Below are 11,927 nucleotides of genomic sequence, written 5' to 3' on the forward strand. Positions count from 1 at the left end.
CGCTGCTCTTTAATTTTTACTTAAAAAAATTTTTCTAAAACCTCCTCCTCATCTTTTACCGCCGTTGCATTTTTGTTATACTAGCTTGCAGATATTGCTTTACATAGGAGGAGAAATGAAAAAATTTATTGGGGACAAAGCTTTTTATCGCACCGTCTTTTTAATTGCGGTGCCGGTAATGATTCAAAATGCCATTACAAACTTCGTCGGTTTATTAGACAATTTAATGGTGGGCCAAATTGGCACGGCACAAATGTCTGGGGTGGCCATCATCAATCAGCTGATTTTTGTTTTTAACTTAAGTATTTTTGGGATGGTCTCGGCGGGAAGCATCTTTGGTACGCAGTTTTATGGCAAAAAGGACTTTCGCGGGATGCGGGACGCTTTTCGTTTTAAATTAGTGGGGAACTTAATCATCTGTTTTTTAGCGATGGGCTTACTTTTTTTCGGGCAAGATTTTTTTATCTCTCTTTATCTGCATGGTGATGCCACTTCAGCAGAACTGAGCTTGGCCTTGCAATCGGCGAAAAGTTTTTTGACTTACTTATTGTTTAGCCTACCCTTTTTTGCTATCTCGCAAGCTTACGCCAGTTCTTTGCGGGAAATGGGTAAAACGGTGGTGCCGATGTTTGCCAGTAGTATCGCGGTGGTTACCAACACTTCCTTGAACTTTCTTTTAATCTTTGGTCTGTTGGGCTTCCCTAAATTTGGTGTCGTGGGGGCGGGAATCTCCACTTTAGTCGCGCGGATTGTCGAGTGTCTAATTACCGTCTACTGGGTGCATCGCCATCAAGCCGATAATCCTTTCATCGTCAAAGCTTACCGTCATTTCCAAGTACCTGTAACTTTAATCAAACAAATTTTACAAAAAGGTTCCCCTTTAATGGCTAACGAAATTTTATGGGCCATTGGGCAAACCATGATCGTTCAAGCTTATTCTGTGCGGGGACTTTCCGTCATTGCTTCCTTAAATATTTCTTCCACCGTTTCCAATCTTTTCAATATTGTCTATATGGCGTTAGGTGGCGCGGTAGCCGTGATGGTGGGCCAACTGCTAGGAGCCAATGAATTTAAAAAAGCGCGGGACACAGCGACGAAATTGCTATTCTTTTCCGTCGTCAGTTGTCTGGTGATTGGTCTACTGATGACCTTAGTTGCCCCTTACTTCCCAGAAATTTATCAAACAGACAGTAGTGTGAAAGCCCTCGCTAGCCAATTTATTCGCGTCGCCGCCCTTTGTATGCCCATGTATGCCTTTAATCATGCCAGCTACTTTATTCTCCGCTCTGGTGGCCAAACGTTTATTACCTTTCTTTTTGACAGCGTCTTTACGTGGGTGGTGGTGCTGCCATTAGCTTACCTCCTCAGTACCCACACTGCCCTAACCATCGTCTTTGTCTACCTCATTTGTCAACTAGTGGAACTGTTAAAAAGCATCATTGGTTATCGCCTTATTAAATCTGATTTATGGATTAAAAATATCGTTCCTGAATAAGCAACAGGCTGAACTTCTTACGAGGTTCGGCTTGTTTTTTTTACACAAAAAAGGACGACTCGTGGGAGTCGTCCTAAAAATATCTTTAATTTTTAAGGTTGTTTACCAATGTAAGCTAAGATCCCACCATCAACGTAAAGGATATGTCCATTCACGAAGTTAGAAGCATCAGAAGCTAAGAACACTGCAGGTCCTTGTAAATCTTCTGTTTCCCCCCAACGAGCTGCTGGTGTTTTAGAAACGATGAATTGGTCAAATGGATGACGAGAACCATCGGCTTGTTTTTCACGTAAAGGTGCAGTTTGTGGCGTAGCGATGTAACCAGGTCCAATGCCGTTACATTGGATATTAGCTTCACCAAATTCAGAACAGATATTTTTCGTTAACATTTTAAGTCCGCCTTTAGCTGCAGCATAACCAGCAACTGTTTCGCGACCTAATTCACTCATCATGGAGCAAATGTTAATGATTTTACCATGACCTTTTTTAATCATGCTTGGTAAAACAGCTTTAGACACGATGAAAGGTCCGTTTAAGTCGATGTCGATAACTTGACGGAAGTCTTTAGCGGACATTTCTAACATTGGAATACGTTTGATAATCCCAGCATTATTGACTAAGATATCAATCACGCCAACTTCTTCTTCCACTTGTTTCACTAACGCTTCAACTTGTTCTTCGTTAGTTACGTCAGCGATATAGCCGTGAGCGTCAATACCTGCTTCTTTATAAGCGGCAATCCCTTTGTCAACTAATTCTTGTTTAATATCGTTAAAAACGATGGTAGCGCCTGCTTTAGCATAAGCTTCAGCAATTGCAAAACCGATGCCGTAAGATGCACCAGTGATTAAGGCTACTTTGCCTTCAAGGCTAAAATTTTTCATTTCAAATGCCATGGTGTAATTCCTTCTTTCTTTTTTTATTGTTTAAGGAAAGCTGCCAGCCAGTCACCTGACTGGTTGCTTTTCATTGTTGCTAATTATTTTAAGTCGTCCATTTCCACAAAGTCCATGTCATCGTAAGTAATGTTTTCGCCGCACATTGCCCAAATGAAGGAGTAGTTGCTAGTAGCAACCCCAGTATGAATAGACCAGCTTGGAGAAATGATTGCTTGATCTTCGCCGACAACTAAGTGTTTCGTTTCGTCTGGTTTACCCATCATGTGGAAGACTTTCGCATCTTCAGCACCAAAGTCAAAGTAAACATAAGCTTCCATCCGACGTTCGTGGGTATGACAAGGCATGGTGTTCCAAGAGCTACCTTCGTTTAAGATAGTGTAACCCATTTGTAATTGGCAGCTTTCGCAAATATTTGGATGGATGTATTGATAAATCTTCCGTTCGTTCATTGCTGATTTTTCACCAGTTTCACGCGGTTTGATTTGGTCAATTGAGATTTTAACGTTGGGATACACGTGGTGCGCAGGAACAGAAGAAATGTAGAATTTAGCAGGATGAGCAGGATCTTCAGAAGTGAAGACCACGTGTTTCGTGCCTTTACCAATGTAGTAGCCATCTTGTTTTTTCATTTCATCTTTTTTACCGTCAATTTCAATGGCACCAGGTCCACCAATATTGATAACCCCTAATTCACGACGTTCCAAGAAGTAATCCACACCTAGTTCTTTGCTAAGTTTGATTTCTAATGGTTCAGTAGTTGGTGTTACCCCACCAAAGATCATCCGGTCATTGTGGGTGTAAGTTAAGCTGATTTCACCAGGCACAAAGATTTTTTCAACTAAGAATTCTTTTCTTAATTGTTCTGTTGAGTAATGACGAATGTCTTCTGGGCTATGAGTGTAACGTGTTTCCATGTTTTGCATGTTTTCCTGATCTCCTTTTAACGAATTATTTTGCCAGAGCCGGCGCTGATAAAGCGTTCGACCTCGGTTGCACTAAATTGATTACAGTCACCATGGACTGTGTGTTTTAAAGCAGACGCCGCGGTTGCAAAGTCAATCAGCTCTTGAGGCGCTTTTTGACTGAGTAAACCGTGCAGGACACCGCCGGAAAAAGCATCCCCACCACCAACCCGATCCACGATGGGATTGATATGGTGGCTTGGCGATTCATAGTACTCACCGTCCACATAAAGGGTACCGGTTAGAATGTTATCGCTAGCGGATTTCACTTGGCGTTTCGTAGAATAAAACAATTGAATATTCGGGAAAAGTTCTTGCATTTGTTGATAGTAATAAATCAACTCATCTTGCGGTGTGCCTTGACCTTCATAGGCGGGTACTTTTAACAAGTACAAAGCATCCATATTACCAGCAGAACAATAATCCACATAAGGTAGGGCTTTTTTCAAAAAGGCGCCCGCTTCAGCTTGTGTCCATAAAAGGCCACGATAATTTACATCGAAGCTGACTTTAACCTCTGCTTCTTTTGCGGCTTTCATTAAGTCTAGCAAGAGACGTTGCCATTCTTTGGAAAGCGCTGCGGTAATACCAGATAAGTGTAAAATATCAACACCGGCAAATAAACTTGGTAAATCCCACTCTAAGTCTGTCATGGTAGCAAAGCTTGAACCAGCGCGGTCATAAATGACACTTGCGGCCCGTTCACCAACGCCTGCTTCCATATAATACGTGCCTAGACGTGGTCCACCCACTAAAAGTTGACGCGTATCCACACCAAAACGTCCTAAATGACGTTTGACTGCTTCGCCTAAACCATTTGCTGGCACTTTACTAGCGAAGGCGACTTCATGACCATAATTAGCCAAAGAAATTGCCACGTTTGCTTCGCCGCCACCATAATGGGCGTTAAGATTTTCCGCTAAAGAAATCCGCGTTCCTTCATGAGTCGAAAGTCGCAGCATAATTTCTCCTAGTGTTACGACTTTACCCATTTATTTTGCCCCTTTAATTTCGTTAAACTTCGCCACGTATTCTTTGGCTACTTCAGTAATTTTCGCAAAATCGCCAGTGGCTAAAGGAGCTAATAAGTTACCCCCAACACCAACGGTAATGACGCCGGCTTTGAACCATTCGTCCATGTTGTCTAAACTTACGCCACCTGTGGGCATAATATTTAAGAATGGTAATGGTGCTTTGAAAGCTTTAATGATGCTTGGACCGTAAGCAGAACCTGGGAATAATTTGATGATATCCACGCCAGCTTTTAAAGCGGTCTTCATTTCCGTAATTGTCATGCAACCTGGTAAGTAAGGGATTTGGTAAAGATTACACATTTCAGCGGTTTCTTGATCAAAAGTTGGGCTGACGATGAATTTAGCCCCGGCCATAATGGCTAAACGAGCGGTAACTGCATCTAAGACAGTCCCGGCACCGACGACAACTTCTGGACGGTCGGCGTATTTGTCAGCTAACTCTTTAATGGCTACATCTGCTTGGGGTACAGTGAAAGTTAATTCGATGCCGTACATCCCACCAGCCACAATGGCGTCAACTGCTTTGACTGCTTCTTCTTTGTCTTTACCACGAACAACGGCAATGACGCCGGCCGCTTCAATCGCTTGTAATAATTCTACGCGTTTCATAAAGCTCTCCTTTTCTTATATGGAAATTTATTTTTCTATTAAGAAACTTACACTTTTATTATACAAACCCTGTCAAATTAAGCAAGCGTTTTGCGAGAATTTTTTTGCCCTTTATTTTTTATTTTGGGCAAATCAATTAAAAAAACTAGGAAGCACACGACTTCCTAGCTGTTGTAGACGGCAATTACTTTTTAACTTTTGCCACTGAGTTTTTGTTCAATTTGTCCTTTGGTGGTTAAGACGGCTTGCACCATTTTATTTTTCAATTCGCTGGTTAAGCGGTACTTAGGAATGCTGATGCTAAAAGCGCCGCGAATTTCTCCATTAGCAACAATTGCCGCTCCGACACAGAAAATATCTTTTTCCATCTCTTCATCGTCAAAAGCGACGAGATTTTTACGGGACAAAGCCAATTCTTTTTCTAAACGAATGGGATTGGTAATGGTGTTTTCCGTGTAGGCTTTTAACGGCGCAACTTCAGCTAAATAACTTTCCACCGCACTAGGTGGGAACTGCGCTAACACGGCTTTACCCATTGCCGAACTGTACAAGGGACGGGTAATCCCAATCTTTGAGGACATGGTGATACTTTGGTGCAAAGGCTCTAACTTATCCACGTACAAAATCGCGTGATTTTCTAAAATTCCTAAATGAATCGTCTCATCCACTGCGGCTTGCAATTGTTGTAAAAAAGGCAAAGCAATTTTCGTTAAGTCGATTTGTGAAAGACTTTCATTGGCATAATGAATAAATTTTGTCCCTAGGGAAAATTCCTTTTGGCTATTTTTTTCCACGTAGCCTACTAATAACAGCGTATCTAAAATTTTTAACGCGGTGGGTGCGGTCATGGTGGTCCCTTTTGCAATCATCTGTAATTTAGCATTGGGCTGTTCAGCTAAAAAATCTAAAATCTTCGCCGCTTTCAGTAAAACAGTACCATAGGGTTTGGTTTCCATGCTTCCACCTCCTTCAATAAATAATTTCCTTATAAGAAAATTTTATTCTATTTAGGAAATTTGTCAAGTCTTCTCTAAGGAAAATACGCAACAAATTTTTAAATTGTGCTACAATGAAAGCAAGTTTTACAAATACATTTCCTAGAAAGAATGGTGTTTTCCGTGCAACGCTATGAAGCGCAACCAACGAGCCTTTTACACACCACCGGCTTTGACAAAGTTTACCCTTCTGTATTGGGTGTCCTTCGCTTTACCCAACCGCTGGATATTCCCCGTTTAAAAACGGCCTTAAATCGTCTCAGTCAAACTGTCCCGCAAATTTTTTGCCGCTATGAAGTTGACGACAATTATTTTTATCCTGTCGTTACCGACAGTGCCGAAATTTTTCGTGAGCTGACACGTGATGAGAGCCCCTATAACTTTCCATTAGATTATCAAACGGGACCACAATTACAAGTTTTTTACCAACCAATAGACACTGGCTACCAGCTCACTTTTATTGAAAGTCATATTTTTGCGGATGGTGCTGGTTTAAAACAAGTGATGGCCTACTTGGTGAGCTTATACAACGATCCTGCTTTAGCTCCGAAAAAAAATCATCAGGACTTACAAGCGGTTTTGAAAAATTTACCACCAACTTTACCACAAGCTGCCCAACGTTCCGATACTTCAGGCATCGTCTTGAACTTGCCTTTCCCCAAGGCTACGGGTGCTAGTTATAAAGACGCACAACAGCTGATTTATCCGCAAGAAAAATTTGCCGCCCTCCACGCCAAAGCCAAGGAAGCCGGTTTCACCATTAACGATTGCTTGTTGACTGCTTATATGCGAATGCTCGCCACCTACAATCCGGAAGCTGATCGCTTACCTTTAGCTTGTCCTACTGATACGCGCCAATTCTTAAGCCCCGAAGCAAAAGAAGAATTGCACATTGGCAATTTCACAGCGCGTTATAATCCACAACCAGCCATTGACGTTAAGGAAAGCTTCACTGCTTCCATGCAAAAAGTCCATGATGAAATGAAGTTATTGAAGGAAGAATACCAATTTTTACAATCGACACTAACCTTGATTAAAAATTACGAGACGCAAACTTTAGCTGAGTTACGGGCCAACGCTAAGAAAAATTACCACGTCCGCAGCATCTCTTATACCAATATGTCGGCACTTCATGCGGCCACCTACACCTTTGCCGGCAACACTTTAACCGACTGCTTCACCGCGGGCGCCTTCCGCCAAGTACCCATGTATCAAATTTGTTTTTCCACATTTGACGGCCGGTTGAATCTCGTAGCTAACGTCATTGGCGACAAGCAACAACACGCTTTTGCCGCCCAACTACTGCAAGAAACAGTCGATCAATTGGAACAATTTTTAGCTGAATAACAAATAACAGCCCTTCAGCTAGTACGTGCCCCTTAGGTAGTGCCGTACTAGTTGAAGAGCTGTTTTATTTTTATATTAATTTCTTCGTAGCCGACTTGTACAACGTCCAAGCCGTACCTAACCCAATCACCACAATTAGCCAAGTCAAGGCATCTAAAGATAGACTACGGACAAAAATTGCCGCTACTAAAACACCAACAATGCCGCCGATAATCATGGACCACATCCCGGTCTTTTGGAACAGTCCCTTGCGAATAAACGTCAAAGAGCTGGTGGGCATTAACGCCGCACAAGAAACCATCATAATGGGAAACGCCGCTAAAGGGTTGAGCCCTAATAAGTAGACCATCACCATACAAGGAGCGTAAAGACCAATCCCAGCAGCCATCAGCACGCCTAGGATAAAATTACTGGTGATTCCTATCAGTAGCGCTCCGCCATGCAGGCCCATCGCCGTATTACTAGCACCTAATAAATCAATCCAACCGAGTTTTTTAGCCGCCATTAGTAAACTAGTCAACAACATGGCAAAAGCTGCGATACGTTGGATTTTTTGTTTGTCTAATTTTACTGTCAGGCGACTGCCTAAAAGCGACCCGATTACGGCAGCTACGACAAGCGTAATTAGCGTCAAACTTTCGACTTGTACCACCGTAATGAAAAAAGCAGCTTCCACTAGTGTGGGTAATGCGTGCATCATTAAAAGCGTACCTGGCAAATGCCGTTCATCTTTTAAATATTTGGTAGCTTTAAAACTGGCCGTCGTCACCATAAAACTCCCGATGCCTAATGTATCACAAAAATCAGCTAAAAAGCCGATGGAAAACCCAAGTAATTCGGTACTCCAGCCAGCAAAGTGCCAGCCAATTTTTCGAAAAAGGACAACAGTGAAGTAACAACACATCACCGTTAAAATTCCTAAAATTATTGTCGCCATGCTTTACTTCCCTTCTAAACACTCTGCCCTTTATCTTAGAGAGTCCCGCAAAAAATGTAAAGAAAGAAATTTTCTTTTTTTATTTTCAGATGAACAGGCCTCTAGCTACAAGCAAAAAAACAACCTTTGCCGGAAAGCAGAGGTTGTTTTTTTCGTTTCTTAGTTTAAATGGCTTAAGATATAATCTACTGCGCCACCAACAGTTTCAATTTGTTCTGCGTCTTCATCGGAAATCTCCGTGCCGAACTCATCTTCTAGATCTAAAACAAACTCCATCACGCTGATGGAATCCGCGTTTAAATCGTCTTTAATATTTAAAGAATCACTAATTTTATCTTTGGCTAAGTCAAAGTGCTTTTCCACGATGTTGGCAACTTTATCAAAAATTTCTTGGCGAGTCAAAGAGTTTCACCTCCATCCAGTTGCTGCACTTGATCTACGTCAGTGCATAGCTTATTCTACTGATTTATTGTCCGTTTGTCTAGTCCTTTTTTCAAGCCTTATGCTTCCGGACTTTTCACTACTGCTTGCGCCTCATAAAAAGCCACCAACTCTTCAATCAAATGAGCGTTAAGCATCTCTTTAATTTGGAAAATAGTTTGCGCCACCGCCTCAGGGCCAGTGGAGCCATGGGTTTTAATGACGGGAGCCTTCAGGCCAAAGAGGACCGCGCCGCCATGACTAGAATAGTCTAAGGAATGCTTCACATTGCGCAAAGCCGGTTTCAGTAACAAAGCACCGACTTTTCCTTTAACGCCAGCTTCCATAATAGAGCCTTTAATCAGATCCATCATGGCTAACGCCGTTCCTTCCACCGCTTTTAATACCGCATTACCAGTAAAGCCATCCGTCACCACGACGTCAGCAGCCCCAGTTAAAAGTTCACGGGCTTCAATGTTGCCGATAAAATGAATGCTAGGTTCAGCTTGTAACAATTTGAAGGCGGCTTTCGTTAATTCATTGCCTTTCGTTTCTTCCGTACCGTTATTCAATAGCGCCACCCGTGGTTTTTCAATCTTGCGAATTTTTTGGGCGTAGTAACTGCCTAAAACAGCGTAGTTGACTAAGTGTTCGGGACGATTGTCGGCATTGGCTCCAAGGTCTAACATATCAAAGCCACGATCTGTTCCTACTACCGGTAACGTCGACATTAAGCCAGGGCGTTCAATATTTTTGATGCGCCCCACAATAAATAAACCACAAGCCAGTAAAGCACCAGTGTTCCCGGCTGAAAAAATAGCATCGGCTTCACCGTTTTTCACGGCTTGAGCGGCTAACACCATGGAAGCTTGTTTCTTTTGGCGAATCGCTTTAACCGGCTCGTCATCCCCAAAGATTTTTTCAGTTGTATGGACGATGCGAATATTTTTTTCAGTCGTTAAGAAAGGTTTGATTTTCGTTTCATCCCCGTAAAGAATAAATTCAATTTCTGGGGCTTGTTCTTGGGCTAATAAGACACCTTTCACGATGGCTTCTGGCGCGTTGTCGCCCCCCATAGCGTCCACTGCAATTCTCATTTTTTGTTCTCCTTTATTAGGCATTTGCTAATAAGTATAGCACATTTCTTAGTCAAAATAACTGGTGAAAACTTGTTGGGCTAAGCGTTCTTTTAAGGGGGATGTTGTCAGTAACTCGCCGTGGCGTTGCAACAACTCTTTAGCTGCGTGTTGAGCGAGGTCTAAGAGCTCTTCATCCCGCGCTAAATCGGCCAAATGAAATTGCGGCAAACCTGATTGTCGACTCCCGAAAAATTCTCCCGGACCCCGCATTTCTAAATCTTTTTGGCTTAAAACAAAACCATCGTTGGTTTGCGTCATAATTTTCATGCGCTCTTTGCCGTTTTCCCCTTTAGGTTCCGCCACTAAGACACAAAGAGACGCTTTGCTCCCTCGACCCACGCGCCCTCGCAACTGATGGAGCTGGGCTAAACCAAAACGATCCGCATCCATAATCACCATTAAAGTGGCGTTAGGCACGTCCACTCCGACTTCAATCACCGTAGTAGAAACCAGCACATCTAACTCATGGGCTTTAAACGCCGCCATAATTGCTTCTTTTTCGTCATTTTTCATTTTACCGTGCAAAAGCCCGACGCGATAATTTTTAAAGTAACTGGAAAGTTCGGCGAAAAGTTCCTCGGCATTTTTTAAATCTAAGGTTTCCGATTCCGCAATTAAAGGGGAAATAAAATACGCTTGGTCCCCTTGTGCTAACTTTTCGCCGACATATTGCAAGACTTGGCTCATTTGTCCGGGGCGCACCCATTTGGTTAAGATAGGTTTGCGCCCTTTAGGCAACTCGTTAATAATCGAGACATCCATCTCGCCGTATGCCGTAATCGCTAAAGTCCGGGGAATCGGTGTTGCCGTCATAAAGAGCACTTCCGGAAACGTTCCTTTCTCCCGCAAAATTTTCCGCTGATTCACGCCAAAGCGGTGCTGTTCATCGGTAATCACTAGTCCTAAATCGGCAAAGTTCACGTCTGGTTGTAGTAGCGCGTGGGTTCCCACCACTAAATTCACTTGGCCGTTAGCAAGATTCGTTAAGAGTTCTCGTCGCGCCTTCGTTTTGGTGCTAGCGGTCAACAGTTCCACGTGAACTTCCGGTACCGCCGCAAAAAATTGACTTAACGTCACAAAATGTTGCTGGGCTAAAATTTCGGTAGGAGCCATTAAGACGCCTTGTTTGCCGGCGGTAATGACCGCATACAAAGCTAGTGCAGCCACCACTGTTTTCCCGCTCCCTACGTCCCCTTGTAAAAGGCGCTGCATATGGTAAGGGGCCAATAAGTCGCGGCAAATTTCATTGGTTACTCGTTTTTGAGCTGCTGTTAATTCAAAGGGTAAACTTTGAATGAGTTGTTTCAATTTTTGATTGTCATAGGTAATCCGTTGGCCAGCTTTTTTCTGTTGTTCTTTTTCCTTTAAACTCAACATCTTTAATTGGAAATAAAAAAACTCTTCAAAAATAATCCGGCGCCGCGCTTTTTGGCTAACTTCCTCATCTTTAGGAAAATGCATCGCATAAAGCGCCGTCTCGCGGTTTAACAGCTCGTACTGCTGTATAATTTGCGCCGGCAAACTTTCGGTAATCACTGCGCTGTATTGTTCAAAGGCTTCTTTGATTAACTTCACCAGACGTGCTTGGGAAAGATTTTTCACCACGTGGTATACCGGCTGATAGTCCTCTTTACTTTGGCTGCCGATAATTTTAATACCCGTCAAGGCGCGCCTTTTAGCATCCCATTTCCCAAAGACCGCAATCTCATCCCCTAAGATGACTTTACTGGCTAAGTACGCTTGGTTGAAAAAGGTCACGTTAATCACCACACCGTCTTGTTGTAAACGAAATAAGAGACGATTTTTTTTGTAGCCAAAATGATTGACGATGCCTTCTGAAACAGCAATCCCCTTCAGCACTACTTTTTCGCCATCGGCAATTTCCGTCAGCTCCCGCTCTTTAATATCTTCAAAGCGAAAAGGAAAGTGCAACAGCAAATCTTCCACCGTCAAAATATCCATACTAGCTAAGTCTTGCGCCATCTTCGGCCCAACACCTTTTAACAGTCCCACACTATCCGTCAGACTTAACATTGCGGTCACCTCCTTAAGTAAGAAAAGTAATAAAAAAAGAGCTGGAGTTTTATCAA

The 11,927-nt window shown here is 42.7% G+C and carries 11 protein-coding genes; 2 read left to right on the forward strand and 9 right to left on the reverse strand.

Going from position 1 to position 11,927, the window contains the following annotated elements:
- Positions 1-115: 115 nt before the first annotated feature.
- Positions 116-1,495 carry an MATE family efflux transporter gene (locus FFM57_RS01285; RefSeq protein ID WP_137598717.1) on the forward strand — a complete coding sequence of 460 codons (1,380 nt, stop codon included), beginning with the start codon at positions 116-118 and terminating at the stop codon, positions 1,493-1,495.
- Between the two features lie 92 nt (positions 1,496-1,587).
- Here the strand turns inward: FFM57_RS01285 and FFM57_RS01290 are convergent, their stop codons facing one another.
- From FFM57_RS01290 to FFM57_RS01310, 5 genes are all read right to left on the reverse strand, one after another.
- A complete protein-coding gene (locus tag FFM57_RS01290) occupies positions 1,588-2,379 on the reverse strand; it encodes a gluconate 5-dehydrogenase (protein ID WP_137598823.1) in 792 nt (263 codons plus the stop codon).
- 95 nt (positions 2,380-2,474) lie between these two features.
- A complete protein-coding gene (gene kduI, locus FFM57_RS01295; RefSeq protein ID WP_137598718.1) occupies positions 2,475-3,317 on the reverse strand; it encodes a 5-dehydro-4-deoxy-D-glucuronate isomerase in 843 nt (280 codons plus the stop codon).
- 17 nt (positions 3,318-3,334) lie between these two features.
- A complete protein-coding gene (locus tag FFM57_RS09885) occupies positions 3,335-4,348 on the reverse strand; it encodes a sugar kinase (protein ID WP_137598719.1) in 1,014 nt (337 codons plus the stop codon).
- A complete protein-coding gene (locus FFM57_RS09890) occupies positions 4,349-4,999 on the reverse strand; it encodes a bifunctional 4-hydroxy-2-oxoglutarate aldolase/2-dehydro-3-deoxy-phosphogluconate aldolase (protein WP_137598720.1) in 651 nt (216 codons plus the stop codon). It abuts the gene before it with no gap.
- A 191-nt stretch (positions 5,000-5,190) separates the two neighbouring features.
- Positions 5,191-5,955: an IclR family transcriptional regulator gene (locus FFM57_RS01310; protein WP_137598721.1), complete on the reverse strand. Its 765-nt coding sequence runs from the start codon at positions 5,953-5,955 to the stop codon at positions 5,191-5,193.
- Between the two features lie 162 nt (positions 5,956-6,117).
- Between FFM57_RS01310 and FFM57_RS01315 the strand changes: the two genes are divergently transcribed.
- Entirely contained in the window at positions 6,118-7,341 is a 1,224-nt protein-coding gene (locus tag FFM57_RS01315; protein ID WP_137598722.1) for a hypothetical protein, read from the forward strand.
- 70 nt (positions 7,342-7,411) lie between these two features.
- On the opposite strand, the gene FFM57_RS01320 is transcribed toward FFM57_RS01315, so the two are convergent.
- The 4 genes from FFM57_RS01320 to recG all read right to left on the reverse strand — a co-directional run bounded on the left by FFM57_RS01320 (position 7,412) and on the right by recG (position 11,871).
- On the reverse strand, positions 7,412-8,278 hold the full coding sequence (locus FFM57_RS01320) for a sulfite exporter TauE/SafE family protein (RefSeq protein ID WP_137598723.1): 867 nt from the start codon (positions 8,276-8,278) through the stop codon (positions 7,412-7,414).
- Positions 8,279-8,437: 159 nt separating this feature from the next.
- Entirely contained in the window at positions 8,438-8,680 is a 243-nt protein-coding gene (acpP, locus tag FFM57_RS01325; protein WP_137598724.1) for an acyl carrier protein, read from the reverse strand.
- 98 nt (positions 8,681-8,778) lie between these two features.
- Positions 8,779-9,795: a phosphate acyltransferase PlsX gene (plsX, locus tag FFM57_RS01330; RefSeq protein WP_137598725.1), complete on the reverse strand. Its 1,017-nt coding sequence runs from the start codon at positions 9,793-9,795 to the stop codon at positions 8,779-8,781.
- Positions 9,796-9,843: 48 nt separating this feature from the next.
- On the reverse strand, positions 9,844-11,871 hold the full coding sequence (recG, locus tag FFM57_RS01335; protein WP_137598726.1) for an ATP-dependent DNA helicase RecG: 2,028 nt from the start codon (positions 11,869-11,871) through the stop codon (positions 9,844-9,846).
- Between the last annotated feature and the right edge of the window lie 56 nt (positions 11,872-11,927).

It is taken from the genome of Enterococcus nangangensis, from assembly GCF_005405245.1.
Lineage (GTDB): Bacteria > Bacillota > Bacilli > Lactobacillales > Enterococcaceae > Enterococcus_J > Enterococcus_J nangangensis.